Source organism: Ktedonobacter racemifer DSM 44963, assembly GCF_000178855.1.
In the GTDB taxonomy this organism is placed as follows: Bacteria; Chloroflexota; Ktedonobacteria; order Ktedonobacterales; family Ktedonobacteraceae; genus Ktedonobacter; species Ktedonobacter racemifer.
In genome coordinates this window covers 26,594-43,215 of record NZ_ADVG01000006.1, presented here as the reverse complement: position 1 = coordinate 43,215, position 16,622 = coordinate 26,594, and the positions used below count along the sequence as shown (strand labels likewise).

Below are 16,622 nucleotides of genomic sequence, written 5' to 3'. Positions count from 1 at the left end.
GTTCTAGACGCCTGTTAGTGGCCGGTGTTGGTAGCACTGGCCTCTTTCATCGGCGGTCGGTGTTGGTAGCATCGACCTTCTTTTATAAGTATAAACTACACTAGTGTACTCTGTCAAGTCATTAATGCTAGTGTAGTTTATCCGATGTTTGGAATGATAGAAACAGAGAGGGAACTACATGGAGATGGGATAATCAAATTCAAAGGTAAATTTATTTGCAACGGCCACAATACGGTTAAACATAATGAGCGTGTCATCGTCGGCATAGCACATCCTGTAGTGCTCAACTACTGGCGTTTGAAAGGTGATCTCAAGCAGACTTTGCTCGTCCGGGTTTGGAAAGCGGGTGATGAGTTCAGAATGAGCATGGGTAATCTGCTTCCCGGTCGCCTCCTTGATGGCGTCAATAAGCACAAATTTAGGATGTTGCCGGATAGCTTCCAGCCATTCATCACGTACTAACTCGCGGAGATAATAGGTTTCAGCGAGCCGATACCATGAGAGATGATTCTGTCGCTTGGCTCCTTGCAAGCGTAGACGCTTAATCGCCTGTGTTCCTGCTGGCAGGCGAAAGCGGGCGGCCTGACTCCCTTCAAGCGAGATAACTTCGGGTGTGCCAACGTTTGCCATCTCCGGGGTTAGCCCCTGCTCGGTCAGGTAGCGATCAAAGGATGATGTTACTCCTGGCAACTTGAGATTGAGCATACCAACAAGCACATGGCGGCCTTTGGGTTGTGCTTCAACTAAACCCATAGCACGCAAGTGGAGAATAGCGCGTCCTACTGTCTCAGGCGAGACGCTAAAGCGATCTTTAAGCTGGTTACGGGAGGGAATAATTCCTGCTCCGCTCTGCCCATACATTCCGGATTCAATCTCAGTCTTCAGCGTCTCTACAATATAGTTCACCTTGCTTGCAGTGTCTACTTTCTTTGCAGAGGTATCTTTCTTTTTCTCTGGCATTTATAAGCCTCCAATTAAACAATAAAACTACACTAGTGCGATTATACCATTGCAATCACACTAGTGTAAATACCTCAATGCAAATAAAAGTACTTCAGACTATTAAGGAATATAATGATAAGTGTGACCCGGAGCTGGGTGTCACATCTGCGCCTGGTCGCGCTGGTTGTGACTGCGGATCTCCGGTCACACTCGCGGGGATGATCGGCTGTGGAGGTAGTTTCTACCGGGCTCCTACTACTGTTGCCAGGGAAGCAACTTTATCCGGCGCGGTCCCTTTCCCTGGTCCTTCACCTCGGCCTTCAACTGGTCGCGCTCCTGCTCCAAGTGGGCCACGCGCTCGCGCAAGCGTGCCGCTTCTCGCTCTAGCTCTTCGTTGCGCCCTGCCTGTCGCCCGGCTTCAAGGGCCAAACGCTCAATAGTTGCCTGGGCCTCGGTCAATGCCTGGGAACGGCGTTCCAACTCAGCAGCGATAATTCCTACAGTGGTGGTGAGGGCTTGGCTCTCCTCGGCCCTTGTCAATCCGGCTTCCTGGCCCTCGGTTGCGGCGCGGTCCCGCTCCTGCTTAAACGCATCTAAGTCAGATTGATATATTTGCCATTCCTGGCCTCTGGCGCTCTTGACCTGCCGGGCTTTTAGTCGCCGCTCGGTAATGTAGCGTCGCACGGTACGAGCGTCCACATCCAACTGGGCAGCAGCTTGGGTCGTGGTCAGACTCACCTCACTCTGTGATGCCTGCACCTCGTTTGTGGTCTCCATCTCCGCCTCCTGAGCTGGGGCTGGCTGCTCTTCTACTATCGTCGGCTGTCCGGGGTCGTCCGTCATACTGCTGCCCTCCTTATCCTCTCGCGCCGTCTCTTACAAATAGTACCATAAATCTGCAACGCATCATACTCGCGGGCGTCCGTGGCTGTCCGTGTACACTGCCCGCGCTGGCCCTGGTCAATTGGAGGTAGGCCCGGAGTGGCAAATCTACCAATCTGATCTAGATGCGTTTAAGGGGGAGAGGGACCGCGACGCAGGTTATACCGTTGGATTCTAAAACAACGTAATCAGTAAACTGCTGCTTGCCAAATCATTATTGTTGTGTTATCATATCTTAACCGGTGCCCATCACCGAATCTTAGACAAATCTACTCGTTTCCGATGCTAAACCTACCATTGACACAATTAAATACATTGAGTTTGCTTTCAACGCAATTTTGCCGATTGCTTCTGTCTAAGGCCCACGCTAAGTGGGGAAAATAAGCGAGTAGATCAGAGAAAGAAACTCCTTTTGTTATCGAACTGAGTTCGTTACGAGAGCCAAAGGATACGCTATAGGCGTACCCTTATCCTTTATGGTGCTCTTTGATAACGATACTCTCTTCCTTAATTTGAAGGAGTTTTATATGGCACCCAAAAACTCAACTGTTGGGCCAAAGCGAAACAGCAAAACCTCACCACAACCAAAAACAGCAAACGTCGAACTCGCTCGTATGCGTGTTCTCATTCTCACAGCTTTTCTTTTCCTCACTCCAACATCGATGATCGTCGGTGTAGTGGTATTCTTCTTGAGTAAAAATATAGAAGCTGCTGCTGTCTTCCAGCTCCCCGTCTTTCTCTGCTTATACAAGGTCATAAGTTTTCTTTTCCCGACCTCAGAAAACCAGTCTCCATTTCTCGAATTCATACACCTCTTCTTAAAAAGAAAATGAGCAAGAAATTGCCCTCAGTTGCAGAGGTAGCGGAGAGAGGCCAGGATACGTGTAAAAACCTATCACTATGAGTGGTTTTTACACGTATCCTGGCCTCCCTCCAATTGGAGAAAAAGCGAGAAGAGTAGGCGCTGCGCATCCTGTGACTAGTACCGGTAGGTCACACACTCACCTGGCCGCGCGCAAAGTGACCGGGCGCTGGCGTCACGTTTGGGGATCGTAACACCTGCTGCCCGGTCGGCTATATCGTTACATGTTGTGATTTGCCATTGATCTTGACCAAGCTGATCTTTCGAGAAAAAAACGCAGAATCCGCTTCTATCCGTGCTTCTTCGTTCTTTCTGCTGGTTAAGAACGAAACGAGAATGCGCCTCGTTCAGCTTGAGAACGTTAACGTGACGTTTAACGTTCTCAAAAGAATAGTGAAAGAACGAATGTTTTAACGTCGTAACGTAAACGTTTCTTTCGTTTTTTACCGTGTGATTTTGTCTAAAAAGAACAAACTGGACAAGATATGTGTCATTAATACCATAACCTGTGCATTCTCATGATTGCTGTCGCCATCCAATCATATAAACGTTCATTAGTTTTGCGTAAGACAGCTTGTAGCGCTGCGTTAAGCCTTGCAAGTGGCACTCTCTTTTCTCAGATAAATTTTCCAGGTCGTGCGGGCGCATTTTGGCAGGCCCAAACAGACAATTTTTCTCAGATAAATTTTCGCTGACAGGGTTTCGCACCGCTCTACAGGCCAACGAAAATTTATGCGAGAAAGTTATTTGTCAGAAATGTAACAGTTTGCGCCAGCGCTGGATCGCGCCAAGAAAATTTATGCGAGAAAGTATGCTCGTTCTACTTGTATTGTATATCTACGCAACGAATTTTTATCTGAGAATGGCGACTGGAATTATGAGAATCCACATAACCTCGCCGAAACGGGCCTTTATGCGTCAGAAGTCAAAACTGGCGAAGATATGTGTCAGTCTCTCAATGAAGGACTGGCCTTGTTTCATGGCGTTTGTACCCGTTTGCCTTGCCTTTATGCCTATGTGTTGTCAGCACCGATCTGGAAAAGGTCGCCGCAGCCTTCCCGGCAATGATTCGTGGCAGAAAGGAGCGAAAGGACCATGTCATCGCCAGTTTGACTCATATCATCGCCCATTTTAGGCGATCTGCCATGATTTTACGTGGGATATCAACGTTTTTCTGTGCTCGCCTAAAAAGGCGGGGTTATGAGTCAATTTGTGATTCGGGCGAAGTTATGCGTCAGTAAATCAAAGAACAAGTATTCTAATCAAGCTCAATTAGCTGGCGATTTTATGGGTCAAAAGTGGCGATTTTATGCGCCTACTGACAATATGGGTCAAAAATCAGGTGGACAAGATATGGGTCAATATCTTGTTGTGCTTCATTGAGGCCTACTTTTGAGCCAGCATAATTGCGCAACCTGTGCTTTAAAAGCCATATCGCTGTAAGAGTGGAATCAATTCTTGACGTGAACAGTGTAAGCAGTGAAGCAATGCCTGTTTATTTGCTGTTGGCTGCACATATAAGGTGAAGAGATCGCAAATACGCTCTTTATATTCTGGTAGCGTGTGAAGAAGTTGCTTATGAATATTTTCTATGGTTTTCTCATATATCCCCTGCTCAACAATAAGAATATATCTAAGGCACCTCAGAAGATCTTTTCCGATGACTCGGCTCATTTGCCTTAGCGCCTCCTTGCTCTCAAGCAAGTGGATAGCGTCGGTATATTCCTGTACAAGAGCGGTAATATTTGGAGTGACCAATGAGGCTAAATGTTCTCTTTTGATCATCTGAACTTTTTTTGTGAACTCATCCTTTCCATAAATGCTCAAAGAGTCACTTGATAACACAAAGCGTTGAAATGGCGAGAGAGATGCCACGTCAAAGCAATCCAGATCAACCTGAGAAACAAAGAGATAGGTAGATTGAAGTCTTCGAGAAGATTCCTGTAGCAAGGAAAGAGAAGCCTCTCGTGATTTTTCTCGTATGAGGGCCATGAAATCAATATCAGAAGATCCTGGATGAGCTTCTCCCCTTGGAACTGAGCCGAGAAGCCGTATCTCAATGAGCGCATCCTGGAAGATTTCTTGATAGATTGACAGCGCTTCATCAATGAGGGGAAAATAGAGGCTCTCTATTTTCTCTGTAGACGTCTCATTGTTAATGATCATAGTCATCTATTTCTGCTCACTAGCCATTTGAGAACAACCAAAACAGGCTACTGTCCTTCACTTTATCATAGTACGTTTACGCAGGCTCATAATGTGTCCGCTTTGACGCATATCCGTGTTAGCTAGTTCACCACTGCAAGGTAAAAAGCTGCCGAAATCACCTTAAATGAACTGCTGGACACCTTATGCTTCTAATTATGGACTGCTGGTCATGATATGCGTCAAAAGCTGAACTTTAGTTTCTGAATACGGTGTGATGAGATGAGGTGTGAGGCTAAGTGCTGGACAACATATGGTTCACACTGGAGGACAGAAGCTTTGTCAAATCACACATGTGGCTGTAACGTTTCTGGCTAGCCCTGGTTGTCCGGCTGCTGGTAGGGGCGGCTCAATTCCTCCATCTTGCGGCGCGCCTGCTCGCGCTGGGCTTCGCGCTGCTGGAGGTCCCAAAGATAGAGTTTCAAATCTCGCAGAAAGTTCAAGGTTGCATTGCCGACAATGTTGGTCCATCCCTCAAACCCTGCGGGCACTCGAAAATCATCGTGTCGGATCTCAGGATAACCGATAGCCTCACCTCTCGATAGCACCTCATCTATCAACCTGAATTGCTCCTGACTCCCGGCCTCCTGCTGTGCTGCTAGAGCAACAAGTACGGCATCGGTCGCGGCGCGGGCTGCCTTCTTGCCATGCTGTAACAAGATTTCTTGCAGACGTGCCAACACCTCACCACGGATGTTATGAAGCTGCCAGTAGGCGCGTAGCTCGCCGTGATACCGTAAGGTTTCCTCCCGCTTGGCCTCTCGCTGGCGCTGGCGGTGGTGTGCTACTCGGCATTTATCGCTACAGTAACGCCGATCTCTCCCGCCTTCTGTTTCGATTAGGCCGATATCAACGGTGCATTCCGGGTTCTGGCAAGCCCCCGCATAGTATGACCGATATATGGTGTACTGGCGACGTTTGCGCTTGGATGGCTCCTGCTGGGCCTCCTCATTGCGAAACAGGTCAAGAAGGGTGCCCTGCCCTGTGTCTTCCGGCTGTGACGTGGGCGGCTCTGGCTCTGGCTCTGGTTCCTGGATGTTGAAAAGGTTTAGAGACTGGCGGTAAAATCCACGCTGCTCGTCGCGGATCTCCGCTATAAGGTCTGCGAGGTCAAAGAGCACAAAGCACCGCGTATCACCAACGCGGGTGACTAACATCTGGTCTGGTCTGATGGTCCTGGTCCGGTCCTCCTGGTCCTGCACCTTGCCTCCCTGCGCGCCGATCTGGGCATCATAGGTAGGCTGATGGGTTGTCATATGCCCGCCTGCAAGCTCTTCACGTGTCCAGCCCTCTATAACATAGTGCCTGATAAAGTCTTTCGCACACTCCCGCGCTGTGCTGGGTTGGTGGTTCTCCTGCTGCATCTTGCTCTCTCCTTCCTGGTCGTCCTGGTGACTGTGACGCGGAGCTGGGTGTCACACGTTGCACCTGGCGCTTCGATTGTGACCGCTGGCCGGGCGTCACATCGGTGGGGATGATCGGCCCGGCTCTGGTACGCTTACTCCTCCTCGTCGCGGTCCTCATCGCCCTCGTCGCTGTATTCCCCTAGCTCCTCGCCCTCTTCTTCTTCCTCCTCTTCCTGGCCTGTATAGGGCTTGATGTTGGCTTGAGCAAGAATAGACGGCACTCGCGCCCGGTCGGGGTCGCTCTCCTCCTCCTGTTCCTGGGGCGCTGGTCGCTCTTCTGGCTTCTGGGGGTCGGGCTGCTTCTCAAGTTGCCGTTCCGCGATACCATGGATGGTATTTTCAAGAGACTGATACAGCCTCAACTCCTCCTCTAGCTCCGCGATACGCTCTTTTAGCTGGCGTTCGCTCGCCTCCCTCTGCCGGTTGGCAAGCTTGGCGTAGGCTTCAAGCTGCGCGATGCGGTCATGCTTGCATCGCTTTTCTTCAATGACCTTCACCACCTGCTCCGCGATCTGGTGGCCTTCGTCATAACTGTAGTTCATGAGCAGATCACACATATCCATGACACTGCGGCGCTGGTCCATGGTAAGATGCTGTTCACAGTATTTCAACATCCTCTCGCGGGCGTTGGCGCGGTTCTGGCGCTTGCGCTCCGCGATATTTTGACGGCTCGCGGCCTTCCTGCACTTGTCTTTGCCGCAGTGATATTTCGGTTTGTCCCATGGGCCTAAGTTCTGGTTGATCTCCTCATGACAATGAGGGCATGTCTTGGGGGCAGTTTCGCGCTCCTTGGCGCGGCGCTGGGCCTCGCTCTCATAGCTTCTATAGCTGCTGTAATCTTCCATTGTGTTATACTCCTCTTCGTGGTTCGGGGTGGCTCTCACTCTGACGTTGCGGGGGCCTGCGTCTTGACGGTCTCAGGCTCCCGGCCTCTTCTTATTATAATGTCTCGAAACATTATTTTCAAGAGAGGAGATAGTACCGGGAAGATAGTACTATGCATGCTTTTACGGGGGAAAAGGCAAACAAAAAAGCGGGGCCGGTGGTCGGCGGCTCCGCTCTCTAACACTGCTCCTGCTGCTGATGGGGATTGCTATGCTATTCTTCTTCTACGTCCATGACGCCCGGTGTGCTCATATTTGTTGAGATAGGTACGATCTCCACAAAAAACATTATGCTTTGTGAACTTCTCCGGGGTTGTTTGGCGAAGTTCTTCCTGCACTTCAGGCAGGTCGGCACTAATATCATAATACCAGGGATAGTCTAGGGAATAGCGAGGGTCGTGTACCCAGTCGGGACAGGAAAGATCGTATTTCGCGCACAGATACTCAACCGAAGCTGCGCAAAAGGCTGCCCATTGACGCTGCTCCTGGTCCGGCTGCTCTGGCATCTCGATGGGATCTCTTACCAACTCATCCCGGCGATGTTTATAGTATCCAAAGAACTGATGCATAAAAATGCCAAGGGGCAACCACGGTTCCTCGCCTGCACATATCTGCGCGAACGAGCGCTGAAACGTCTGCAAAGGTACGCCCTCTTCATCCTGTTCAAGCATTGCCGCCTGATCTTCTTGCGTTATCATATTTGCTATCCCTCCTTTCCGCCTCAATTATACCATGAAAGAGGAACGAGCGAGACACACGAAAAGGCGACTTCTAAGAAGTCGCCCTATCTGGATGGAGGACAGTAGCCTTACTTACGGAATAAGCGTTTCAGCTTTTTGTCCACCTCCCAAAATTCTTGGGCATCTGGCAACAAAAACTTATCGAGAATAGCCTGTGCCTCTGCCCGCGTCTGGATATTCAATTCTTGTTTCAATACTTGAATATCTTTTATGTCTTTTTGGCGATATGCCGCAACCTTCGCTGCAAACATATATGCAAAAGAAGGTAAGTAGACATAAAGGACATTATTGAAATTACGCCAAAATCGCACCTCTGCGAAAGGAGCGTCGTCGTAATAGTACACGGCTGCCTCATCGTTCATCCAGTCCTCGGCCAAACCCTTATGCTGGCTCGCCACAAACTCTATGGCTCGCTTGAACTTTTTTCCATAAGGGGTTTTGGATACCTCGGTCCGTTGCACAGCGATCTGGAATGTTCCTTGTGTTGGTATCCGTAGAGGATTGGGATTTTCGATAAGAACAAAGTCAATGTCTAACGTGAGTTGACGTTTCCCTTGCAAGAGCATAAAAGCGCCCCCTGGTACGAGGATATGAATGCTAGGAGCACCCAGTTGACTCAATGCCTGGGACAACTCTTCAAGGTACTGCACGATTTGTTTGCTATTCATGTGGGGTCCTTCCTTTCTATCGCTTACTCTCCTAAGCAACCCTCCAAAAAACACACAGCGATAGAACGGTGGTTGCTCCCTACATGCGGGTTGACCTCCTTTCTATCGCTAACAAGCGACCGACTAAAAGATTGAATAAGTTTGATACGTTGGTTGCGATGACTTCCGGCGCAAATTCACAAGAGAAGGAATTCACAGCGGCGGCAAAGTCTTTTTTTGCTCTCCTCTACACGCTCTGAAGAACTCCCAGCGACAGATAAAGCAGGATAACCTACCTCCGGCGAAAGTCACAAAGACATATAAAAGAGAGCGGAATACCATAATAGTAGCATATATCAATCTTTCTCTCAGGAATTATTGGTACTATTCACTCATCACTTGGCGGCAGTGGTCACGCTCTCCGCCAGGTGCTTTGATTGTGACGGCTGCGGCTGGCCACGCTCACACCTCTCAGCTGCAAGGTGTGACGGTGCTCGGGTGTCACGTTCTCCACCTGGTGCGCAGGATGTGACGCGTGGCCAAGGGTCACACTCGCCGGGGTGATCGTCTCCCTCTCTCCCTCTTCGGTTCCGGGTCCTGGCTGCGGCTGGTGGTCCTGCTCGCCGTCCTGCAGAACGCATTATTTGCGAGGTGGGGCGTGGGTCGTGGGGCCTTCAACGGGGCGGCGCGTGGGCGGGTGGGAATCAGGCGTGAGCCTGCCGGGCGGTAGCCCGGTCGCGGCTCCACGCCTCGGCGGGTCTGCGCTTTCTGCTCCTGCTGCGGTCTCGCTCCCTCGCTGCGGGTCTCCTGCAAAGGGCGCGGGCGTGACGGTCTGCCTCGCAGTCGCCACGCTCGCGCCTTCCTGTTAGATTGAGTAAAAAACACGCCCGCTCTCGTCGCGGTCCCAGGAGGAAAGCTTGATAGCGATGCTCCAAGCGATTCCCCATACACATCGGTATTGCTCCTGATAGGTTTTCACTGCGTCTTGAAAGAGGGCATCAGGAACAATCAACCGGCCTCCGTGAAAACGATCATAGATGTATGCCTGCAAGTCACGATCATAATAAAGCTCTGGAACAACAGAGTACTGACTCATGTTAGGGTATCCTTTCTAGCGGCTCGCTGCTGCGCTGTGGGCTTCCTCGTTGGCTTCCTCGCTCTCCTCGTCTGCGCTGTGCTCGTCGGGGGCTTCGGTGTTACTCGTGGCCTCCTGCAAGATTTCGCCAACTTTGCGCGCAACCAATCGGTATACATCGCTCTCATAGATGCTATACTGCTCCTCACCATCTATTAAGTACATATTGCCTCTGCGCATACCTTCAAGCTCGGCGCGTGCTTCTGCCAGGAGGGCGCGGTGCATCGGCTTGCGTCGGCTGATCTGGATAGCTTGCCCGTGGCGCTTCACAATAAAAAGTATTTCGTCCTTGCGCCATGAGCTTCCATGCTGGATCATTACCACGTCATCCGTCCGGGGGGTGCCGTGGATCGTCCAATGCCAATGGCTCGCGTCAACGGTTTGCCCGTTCGACATGGCGGCTTGTACAGGGCGGGGAAAGTGCCAGTATTTGAGGGTTGCATTTTCATTTTGGGTTACGTCCTCCTTCTCTCCTGGGCCTCCCTTGGTGGTGTACACATGGCCCTGACCGTCTAAAAAGAAGTAGGCTTTGCTATCGTAGGGGGTGTATAGTCTCCTGGTTGGCTGCTCGCCCAAATCGGGGGTAAGTAACCCCTGATAGGTGAGTCCCTTTCTATCCTCTGCCAGAAAGCAATGCAGACAGAGCAAGCCTGCAACGTTGGGGGCCTCTTCGCTGTAACGCTGCCCACACTTGCGACAAACGGCTTCGGCCTGCACTATTTCAATGATGCGCCGATATGCCTCCGGGCCTACCTTGATTTCGTAATCATTCCACCCCAGATAGACATTGTGCATCTCCGGGCGCTCTTGCTGGCTTGGCATACTGTATTCTCCTTGGTGGTCTTCGTCGGGCCTGTGCCTCGGCTCGCTGCGTCGAGCGAGCGAGACACAAGCCCACATCGTAGTAAGGGCTATTTAATCAGCAGCAGGCGCGGGGGCTGGCTGGTTGTCCTGGTCCTGGGGTGCTGCTCCTGGCTCCGGGGTCTGCTCGTCGGTGGTGATGGGGTCAACCTGCGATTTATCAAAAACATACATACGATGAAAACCAACTGTACCGGCGTCCTCGCCCTGTGGGGCCTTCGCGTGTGGGGCACGTATTGCTATGCCCTTCTCACCCTTGCGTACCTGAAACCCCAAGTCCTTCCACTCCACATAGCCGTGTACTACTGTGACATGGGGGCATTGTGTAAGAATAAGAAGCTGATTGAGTGGACTATACCGGGCAATGCTCGTTGACTCCTGGCGCGCTTTCTTGAGGCGTTGTTCGTGCTTGCCTTCCTTCAACTCGCCATCTAACAGGGCCGCCATCTGGCGGAATGCTGCGGCCTGCTCGGCCTTCTTGGGGTCGTCCTGGAGGGTGCGTTTGGTGGTCTTGGTCATAGTAAAGACTCCTTTGCTGTCTGCTGGCTGGTGCGAGCTTGGGCCGGGTCTCAAGCGTCCCAAGCTCGCTACATCGTTTAGTGGGTGTTAATGGGGCGGGTCTCGATATCTCCGCCAAAGAGATGCTTTAGCACGCAGGTGTGATAAAAGATGATGTTAAGGGCGTGTTTCGTGTCGTGTGCGTAGATCAGCTCTCTCACGGTGCCGTGCTCATCCTTGAACACGACAACGAGCCTTGCCGCGCTTTGTGGGCAACATTCAGGTGCGGGGAAGATATAGCCTTCTCCGTCATCGGTTGGGGGAAAAGGGAGAGAAATGGTCACATCTGGCATGATAGTATCCTTCCTTGCGGCTCCTCGCCGCGCTCCGTGTACCACTCAACTGGTACACTTCAATTATAATGTCTCGAAGCATTATTTTCAAGTGAGATATTAGTACTGTCCCAGGCCATTATTTTTTAGTACTTTTGTTTTTGGGTGGGCACGCTCCGCTTCGGGTCCCCTCCGGCTCTGGCTGGTGTGTGACTCGCAGGGACCAAGTAATGCGCGGCGGCTGCGAGGTGGCGCGGCGGTGGCTGGGCGTCCCCGAAGGGGCCGGGCGTACTCGCCCGGCTCGCGCTCCTTCCCTGGTCCGGCTTCTGACTCGTGGCTTCTGGCTTGTGGTCGGGCAAGTGTGACTGTGAGCTGGGTGTCACATTGTCGGCCAGGCGGCGCGCCTGTGACGGCGGCGACTGGTCACGCCCGCGGGGGTGATCGGCTCGCAGTTGGGCGCATGCTGGCGCAGATATGCTATACTTGGTGTATCGCGGCGGGGTCTCCTTCTGGTGGCTCTGCTGTCTGCTGGGCGGGCATGCTGGCCGGGTCTCAAGCTTTAGCGTCAAGCATGCCCGTTCTCTCGTCTTCTTGCCTCCCTGCTCCTCGCTTTCGTCTATGCGGCTGCGGTCGCCTTCTCTCCTCCGCTCGGCTCCGGCTGGTCTGCTATTCGGTCGCATTGGCTGATGTCGAAAAGACACTGCGGCCTAAACTGTGGTGCGTGCGCTCCTCCTTCCATACTGGAGGCGGGTTTCGCAATTCTGATGGCCTTCTCTCCTTTGCGTACCTGATAACCGTGCTGTAGCCATACCTTATAGGTCGTAAGATGCGTAGCTCTGGGGCGCTGTGACAAGATACGCTTTCGGTTGCGGGCGCTAAATCGCTCTACCTTGATACTCTCCAACCATGCGGCGGCGCGCTCCTGCTCCTCCTGGCTCTGCTCCTCCTGCTCTGGATCGGGGGCGCTCGTCTTCTCCTCGGTCTCGCGCTCTTGGCTGGCGTCCTGGTCGGCGGCGCTCGGCTCTGTCTGGTCTTGGTCCTGGTCCTGGCGGGCGTTGGCGTCCAGTGCTGCCGGGGTCTCCTCCTCCGCTTCCTGGCTGGCGGTGCTGGTTGGCTCCGGCTCGCGCTCCTGGTCGTCCTGGTCGGCGGCTGGTCCTGGGGTCGGTTCCTCGGCTGGCTCCTCCTCCTGGTCCGGCTGGGCGTGTTCTGGCTCTGCCGGCTCGCGCTCCTGGTTCGGCTCCTCCCGCTCCGGCTGCACGCTCGGCTCTGCCTGCTCCTCCTGGGCCTCGGCGGCTGGTGAGTCGTCCAGCATAAGCGGCTGTTGTACGGCGGCGGGTGCTGGCTCGCGGCTGATGTCGGGTAGTTCTAGCTGCTTGTATCCGCTCCGCATGCGCGCTATAAAGTCGGCGCTCTCGTGTGCTCGGCGGGTGGTTGCGAACTCGGTAATTCCTGAGCCGGTGTACTCCCGGCTTCGCTCTATCCACCCTTTTGTATAGAGGGCCTTATACACATTTTTGGCTAGGCGGTGGTGCTCCTTGCCACGAAAAATGTATACCTCCGTGTCGATCTCTAGCACACGTGCGTCTGTCTCTAGCAGGCGGTACAGGGCTTGCACTTCGGGGCTTTGCCTCTGCTGGCTCTTGGTCTTCGTGCTGGTGGCGGTGCTGCTGCTCATGCTCTGGTCTCCTCTCTGCTGTCTGCCTGGGCGGAGCTGGGGGCCGGGTCTCACGCGTCCCTCCCGCTCCGCGCTCTCTTTAGATGGCTAATCCTGCTGTCCATGTGGCTGCTAGCGCGTCAACATATTCCGCGTCAACGGGCTTGTAGCATCGGCGGCTAATGGCTAGCATAAGTGCATTCTGAATATCTGGGGTGATGATGTGTCTAATTAGGCCGTCCTGGTCGAAGCTGGTAATCTGATAACCTCCTTCTCCTCTGCGCGTGTTCGGGTGAATGATGACGCCTTTCCCGGTCGCGCTTCGGGGGTCAATAAGCGCGTGTACCTCTTGCTGCTGCTGCTGGGCATGCTCTGCCAGATAGGCAGGGATAAAAATACGCGCTATGGCGGTTTCATCGCATGGGTAAAGGTGCTGTGCCTCCACCTGAGCAAGCTCTAACAGGTCGGGGCTATAGATAAAGCGCTTCGCGGTCGTGCTGTAATACGTCCAGGCTCCATCATGGATGGAAAAAGCGGCCTCTAGTGCCTCGTCTATCTGCTCGCTTGTGGGGGTGGTCGCGTTGGAGAACGCTTTCAGGTATGGGTGCTGCTTCATGCTTGGGTCTCCTCCTGCTCTGCTGTCAGCCTGCTGGGCGGGGCGGGGGTCCGGGTCTCAAGCGTTCCTCCGCTCCGCTTCTGTGTGCCTGCCTGCCAGGGTGTTTACTTGTGATACAAGATGTGGAATTTATGGCCGCATGATGGGCACTGGTACTGGTACTCTAGTGCATGCTCGTAGGGCTGCACGTCTTGCACGGTGGCGACGGCTTCGCATGGCTGGCGCTGGCTCTTGCCTGGGCAATTCACGGCCTCGCTTGTGGTGATGTCCAGGTAGTTATTAGGAGATACATAGACGGGTGTTCCCTGCTCGTCGATGATCTTACGCATGTACTTGTAGTGAAAGTGTGCCATGGGTGAAACTCCTTTCCCGCCCTCGCGGTCTCTGCTGTCTACTGAGGCGGGGCGGGGGTCCGGGTCTCAAGCGTCCCTCCGCTCCGCGCTCTGTCTGTCTGGGTGCTGCCTGGGTCCTGCTAGTCTTCCTCGTACCATTCGCGCTCTACAGAGAAGCAACCATCTATATAGGCGGGGTTGGTGGGCGCTCCGCTGTCTTCCTCGTTCGGATCGTCGAACATGTGGCAATATTGCTGAATGTAGGGGCCGCGCTCCTTGATCTTCTCCTCTGTAACTCCTATGCCTTTCAGGTACTCAAGCATATGCTCCATGCTGCGGATATGCTCATAAGCCGCCTCTCCTGCCTCATTGGCTGGATAGTTCAACTCGATTTCCACATAATAGCGGTCCTCCTGCTCCGCGTGTGGCTGGTAGTGGGGGTTCCAACGTGGAATGGCGGCGCAGTGGCGAATTACAATGCCTTTGGCGTCTCGGTCAAACATGCCGATAAGAAGTGCTATAAGCTCTGCTAAAAAGTGGTTCATCTGGTCTCCTCCTTCTGGTGGCTCTGCTGCCTGCTGTCGAGGTGGGGCGGGGGCCGGGTCTCAAGCGTCCCTCCGCTCCTCCTCCTGGTTATTCGTTAGGCTGCCGGGTTCGCTGCTGCTTCCTGGGCCTCCTGGGCCTCCTGGGCCTCCTGGCGTTGCTCCTCGCGTCTCCAGTGGGCATCATAGCGACCGTGGCAAGTTGGGCATAGTGCGCGTATGCGCTGGCCTCCGATTGGCTCTATAAGTAGAAAGTGCGGGTCAAGCCGGTGTACATGGGCGGCTTGCAAATAAATCAAGTACGGCGTGCCGCTCCTTCCCTGAGCTAGCGTGTATTGCGCTATGCCGCAATGCTCGCAACAATTCCCGGCGCGCTCCCTGCACTTCTGGGTGATGCGCTTCCACCCTGGCGGGTATAGGTCCGGGCGTTGCTTCCTGCGCTCCCGCATATGCTATACTCCTTGTACTCCGGCTTCGGTCGGGGTCTGGGCGCGCCTCCTGTCGGCTGTGGAAGGTTAGGCAGGTGGCGCGCTGGCTTTGGATCTTACATGATTCGGAATGGGCGGGCTTGATAACGCTGCATGTCGCGCTCGGCCTCTTCGCGGGTCGGGCGGGGTGAAACCTTGAACAAAAGGCGCTCGGCCTCTTCGCGGGTCGGGCGGCGTCCGTCGATGCGGTGGGCGTCCCTGAACCGCTCTAAAGCTTGCTCGCGGGTCGGCTCGTCTGCTGGCGCTGCCTGCTCCTGCTGGCGCTCCTGCTCCTTCTTCGCGGCCTCCTCGCGGCGTGCTTCCTGCTCGCGTGCGTCTGCATCCTGGCGGGTCTGAGCCTCGGCGCGAAACTCAAGCTCGCGCTTCACGCTGGCGCGAACATGCCAGTCAACGCCGCTCCAATGTTTCACATTAGCGAAACCCCACTGACCGCTCTTGCAGGTGCAATGGAAGCCGGTCTCCTCGTCGTACGTAACTTTGTACATTTGCTCGTTCTGCTCGTACTCTGAACTCTCCACCTGATAAAATACTTGCCCGGTGGCCTCGTCGATGGTGCGGTGGCACTTGTCGAGCTGGGCCTCGGTCAAGCCGTCGAGGTGGGCTGCTACGTGCTCAAAAGTGATAAGGGCCATAGTTCGGGTCTCCTCTCGGCTGTCTGCTAGGCGGTTCGGGGGTCCGGGTCTCAAGCGTCCCTCCCGCTCCGCGCTCCTCATCTCTTACTCTTATATTATAATGTCCTGAGACATTATTTTCAAGTGACGAAAAAGTACTACCCTGGGACATTATTTTCTAGTACTTTTGGCGGCTCGCGTGGCTCTGCGTGCGGCTTCGCGTGGTCGTGGCTGGTCATGATGCGGGGCGCTCCTGGCTCGCTGGCTCGCTGGCTCGCTGGCTGGGGTCGTGCGTCGAGGTCTGCGGCTGCTGGCGTTCAGGTGGTCCGGCTGCGGCTGCTGGCGTTCAGGTGGTCCGGCTGCGGCTGCTCCTGGCTGCGGGGGTTCGCTCGCGTTCGGTGTCGCCTTCTGCCTGGGCGGGTCCGGCTGGCTGGTGGGTTCGCTCGGCTGGTGGGTTCGCTCGGCTGGCGGTGGTCCGGCTGGCTCGCTGGGGGCGTGTCTCGTCGCCTTCTGCCTGGGTGGGTCCGGCTGCTCTGGCTGGCGTTCAGGTGGTCCGGCTGCGGCTGTGCGGCGTGTCGATGCCTGGCGCTCCTGGTTCGCGGTCGGTCGCTGGTGGCTGGCTGGTTTCGTTACGTCGAGGTGTAACGCTTCTAGCTGCGGCGCGTTGGTGGTGGCTGGGTCCGGGGGCAAGGATGGCGGAGCTGTGGGGCGCTAGGTCCCGCCGGAGGCAAATGTCGAGGTGTGACCATGTTTAAGCATCGGCGGAGACCGGAGAGGAGAGCGTGGCGAAGCCATAGGGAGCGCGGGCGGCTGATGGGTTGGGAAGGGAAAGCGCGGAACACCCTGCGCAGGTGTGGTAGGCTCGGAGGGATCTCAGCGCGGTACGGCGTGATGCCTTGGCATCGCCGTGTCCGCGCTGAGGTCACGGAGTGCCGTACCACGCCGGAGACAGGGCGCTTTCCTCGGAGGTCGTAGCCGTCGAGAT

Annotated in this window: 22 protein-coding genes; 2 read left to right on the top strand and 20 right to left on the bottom strand. The window is 54.3% G+C overall.

The window, feature by feature from the left end; translation table 11 throughout:
• Window positions 1-174 precede the first annotated feature (174 nt).
• A complete protein-coding gene (locus tag KRAC_RS59870; protein ID WP_007923616.1) occupies window positions 175-960 on the bottom strand; it encodes a GntR family transcriptional regulator in 786 nt (261 codons plus the stop codon).
• A 237-nt stretch (window positions 961-1,197) separates the two neighbouring features.
• Window positions 1,198-1,785 carry a helix-turn-helix domain-containing protein gene (locus KRAC_RS59865; RefSeq protein WP_007923615.1) on the bottom strand — a complete coding sequence of 196 codons (588 nt, stop codon included), beginning with the start codon at window positions 1,783-1,785 and terminating at the stop codon, window positions 1,198-1,200.
• Between the two features lie 566 nt (window positions 1,786-2,351).
• Here KRAC_RS59865 and KRAC_RS59860 point away from each other — a divergent pair.
• Both KRAC_RS59860 and KRAC_RS59855 read left to right on the top strand, forming a co-directional pair.
• Complete coding sequence (locus KRAC_RS59860; RefSeq protein ID WP_007923614.1) at window positions 2,352-2,657, top strand: hypothetical protein; 306 nt, start codon at window positions 2,352-2,354, stop codon at window positions 2,655-2,657.
• A gap of 1,229 nt (window positions 2,658-3,886) precedes the next feature.
• Window positions 3,887-4,069: a hypothetical protein gene (locus KRAC_RS59855; protein ID WP_007923612.1), complete on the top strand. Its 183-nt coding sequence runs from the start codon at window positions 3,887-3,889 to the stop codon at window positions 4,067-4,069.
• A gap of 39 nt (window positions 4,070-4,108) precedes the next feature.
• On the opposite strand, the gene KRAC_RS59850 is transcribed toward KRAC_RS59855, so the two are convergent.
• The 18 genes from KRAC_RS59850 to KRAC_RS73470 form a co-directional block, all read right to left on the bottom strand.
• Window positions 4,109-4,852 carry a nucleotidyltransferase domain-containing protein gene (locus KRAC_RS59850; protein ID WP_169461088.1) on the bottom strand — a complete coding sequence of 248 codons (744 nt, stop codon included), beginning with the start codon at window positions 4,850-4,852 and terminating at the stop codon, window positions 4,109-4,111.
• 353 nt (window positions 4,853-5,205) lie between these two features.
• Entirely contained in the window at window positions 5,206-6,255 is a 1,050-nt protein-coding gene (locus KRAC_RS59845) for a hypothetical protein (protein WP_007923595.1), read from the bottom strand.
• Window positions 6,256-6,389: 134 nt separating this feature from the next.
• The gene (locus KRAC_RS59840; protein ID WP_007923593.1) at window positions 6,390-7,142 is read right to left on the bottom strand and encodes a hypothetical protein; all 753 of its coding nucleotides are present in this window, start codon (window positions 7,140-7,142) and stop codon (window positions 6,390-6,392) included.
• Window positions 7,143-7,390: 248 nt separating this feature from the next.
• Complete coding sequence (locus KRAC_RS59835) at window positions 7,391-7,879, bottom strand: hypothetical protein (RefSeq protein ID WP_007923586.1); 489 nt, start codon at window positions 7,877-7,879, stop codon at window positions 7,391-7,393.
• Between the two features lie 110 nt (window positions 7,880-7,989).
• Window positions 7,990-8,589, bottom strand: a complete 600-nt coding sequence (locus tag KRAC_RS59830) for a hypothetical protein (RefSeq protein ID WP_007923585.1) — start codon at window positions 8,587-8,589, stop codon at window positions 7,990-7,992.
• Between the two features lie 619 nt (window positions 8,590-9,208).
• The gene (locus tag KRAC_RS73480; RefSeq protein ID WP_157508436.1) at window positions 9,209-9,418 is read right to left on the bottom strand and encodes a hypothetical protein; all 210 of its coding nucleotides are present in this window, start codon (window positions 9,416-9,418) and stop codon (window positions 9,209-9,211) included.
• A 15-nt stretch (window positions 9,419-9,433) separates the two neighbouring features.
• Window positions 9,434-9,664, bottom strand: coding sequence for a hypothetical protein (locus tag KRAC_RS59825; RefSeq protein ID WP_007923583.1), 231 nt, complete (start codon window positions 9,662-9,664; stop codon window positions 9,434-9,436).
• Between the two features lie 15 nt (window positions 9,665-9,679).
• The gene (locus KRAC_RS59820) at window positions 9,680-10,525 is read right to left on the bottom strand and encodes a hypothetical protein (protein ID WP_007923582.1); all 846 of its coding nucleotides are present in this window, start codon (window positions 10,523-10,525) and stop codon (window positions 9,680-9,682) included.
• A 93-nt stretch (window positions 10,526-10,618) separates the two neighbouring features.
• A complete protein-coding gene (locus tag KRAC_RS59815) occupies window positions 10,619-11,083 on the bottom strand; it encodes an ArdC family protein (protein WP_007923581.1) in 465 nt (154 codons plus the stop codon).
• Between the two features lie 77 nt (window positions 11,084-11,160).
• Window positions 11,161-11,415, bottom strand: coding sequence for a hypothetical protein (locus KRAC_RS59810; protein ID WP_007923580.1), 255 nt, complete (start codon window positions 11,413-11,415; stop codon window positions 11,161-11,163).
• A gap of 125 nt (window positions 11,416-11,540) precedes the next feature.
• Complete coding sequence (locus tag KRAC_RS73475; protein ID WP_157508434.1) at window positions 11,541-11,963, bottom strand: hypothetical protein; 423 nt, start codon at window positions 11,961-11,963, stop codon at window positions 11,541-11,543.
• A gap of 47 nt (window positions 11,964-12,010) precedes the next feature.
• Complete coding sequence (locus KRAC_RS59805) at window positions 12,011-13,069, bottom strand: hypothetical protein (protein WP_040449002.1); 1,059 nt, start codon at window positions 13,067-13,069, stop codon at window positions 12,011-12,013.
• Between the two features lie 79 nt (window positions 13,070-13,148).
• Window positions 13,149-13,664: a hypothetical protein gene (locus KRAC_RS59800; RefSeq protein ID WP_007923578.1), complete on the bottom strand. Its 516-nt coding sequence runs from the start codon at window positions 13,662-13,664 to the stop codon at window positions 13,149-13,151.
• A 104-nt stretch (window positions 13,665-13,768) separates the two neighbouring features.
• On the bottom strand, window positions 13,769-14,017 hold the full coding sequence (locus tag KRAC_RS59795) for a hypothetical protein (RefSeq protein WP_007923577.1): 249 nt from the start codon (window positions 14,015-14,017) through the stop codon (window positions 13,769-13,771).
• Between the two features lie 119 nt (window positions 14,018-14,136).
• On the bottom strand, window positions 14,137-14,541 hold the full coding sequence (locus KRAC_RS59790; RefSeq protein WP_007923576.1) for a hypothetical protein: 405 nt from the start codon (window positions 14,539-14,541) through the stop codon (window positions 14,137-14,139).
• Window positions 14,542-14,636: 95 nt separating this feature from the next.
• Complete coding sequence (locus KRAC_RS59785; RefSeq protein ID WP_007923575.1) at window positions 14,637-14,987, bottom strand: hypothetical protein; 351 nt, start codon at window positions 14,985-14,987, stop codon at window positions 14,637-14,639.
• A gap of 95 nt (window positions 14,988-15,082) precedes the next feature.
• Complete coding sequence (locus tag KRAC_RS59780) at window positions 15,083-15,712, bottom strand: hypothetical protein (RefSeq protein ID WP_169461087.1); 630 nt, start codon at window positions 15,710-15,712, stop codon at window positions 15,083-15,085.
• Between the two features lie 96 nt (window positions 15,713-15,808).
• Complete coding sequence (locus KRAC_RS73470) at window positions 15,809-16,327, bottom strand: hypothetical protein (protein ID WP_157508430.1); 519 nt, start codon at window positions 16,325-16,327, stop codon at window positions 15,809-15,811.
• Window positions 16,328-16,622: the final 295 nt, after the last annotated feature.

Bases quoted from the DNA above. Each gene is read 5' to 3' on its own strand.
- KRAC_RS59870 (WP_007923616.1), bottom strand. From the start codon at position 960: ATGCCAGAGAAAAAGAAAGATACCTCTGCAAAGAAAGTAGACACTGCA.
- KRAC_RS59865 (WP_007923615.1), bottom strand. From the start codon at position 1,785: ATGACGGACGACCCCGGACAGCCGACGATAGTAGAAGAGCAGCCAGCC.
- KRAC_RS59860 (WP_007923614.1), top strand. From the start codon at position 2,352: ATGGCACCCAAAAACTCAACTGTTGGGCCAAAGCGAAACAGCAAAACC.
- KRAC_RS59855 (WP_007923612.1), top strand. From the start codon at position 3,887: ATGAGTCAATTTGTGATTCGGGCGAAGTTATGCGTCAGTAAATCAAAG.
- KRAC_RS59850 (WP_169461088.1), bottom strand. From the start codon at position 4,852: ATGATCATTAACAATGAGACGTCTACAGAGAAAATAGAGAGCCTCTAT.
- KRAC_RS59845 (WP_007923595.1), bottom strand. From the start codon at position 6,255: ATGCAGCAGGAGAACCACCAACCCAGCACAGCGCGGGAGTGTGCGAAA.
- KRAC_RS59840 (WP_007923593.1), bottom strand. From the start codon at position 7,142: ATGGAAGATTACAGCAGCTATAGAAGCTATGAGAGCGAGGCCCAGCGC.
- KRAC_RS59835 (WP_007923586.1), bottom strand. From the start codon at position 7,879: ATGATAACGCAAGAAGATCAGGCGGCAATGCTTGAACAGGATGAAGAG.
- KRAC_RS59830 (WP_007923585.1), bottom strand. From the start codon at position 8,589: ATGAATAGCAAACAAATCGTGCAGTACCTTGAAGAGTTGTCCCAGGCA.
- KRAC_RS59825 (WP_007923583.1), bottom strand. From the start codon at position 9,664: ATGAGTCAGTACTCTGTTGTTCCAGAGCTTTATTATGATCGTGACTTG.
- KRAC_RS59820 (WP_007923582.1), bottom strand. From the start codon at position 10,525: ATGCCAAGCCAGCAAGAGCGCCCGGAGATGCACAATGTCTATCTGGGG.
- KRAC_RS59815 (WP_007923581.1), bottom strand. From the start codon at position 11,083: ATGACCAAGACCACCAAACGCACCCTCCAGGACGACCCCAAGAAGGCC.
- KRAC_RS59810 (WP_007923580.1), bottom strand. From the start codon at position 11,415: ATGCCAGATGTGACCATTTCTCTCCCTTTTCCCCCAACCGATGACGGA.
- KRAC_RS59805 (WP_040449002.1), bottom strand. From the start codon at position 13,069: ATGAGCAGCAGCACCGCCACCAGCACGAAGACCAAGAGCCAGCAGAGG.
- KRAC_RS59800 (WP_007923578.1), bottom strand. From the start codon at position 13,664: ATGAAGCAGCACCCATACCTGAAAGCGTTCTCCAACGCGACCACCCCC.
- KRAC_RS59795 (WP_007923577.1), bottom strand. From the start codon at position 14,017: ATGGCACACTTTCACTACAAGTACATGCGTAAGATCATCGACGAGCAG.
- KRAC_RS59790 (WP_007923576.1), bottom strand. From the start codon at position 14,541: ATGAACCACTTTTTAGCAGAGCTTATAGCACTTCTTATCGGCATGTTT.
- KRAC_RS59785 (WP_007923575.1), bottom strand. From the start codon at position 14,987: ATGCGGGAGCGCAGGAAGCAACGCCCGGACCTATACCCGCCAGGGTGG.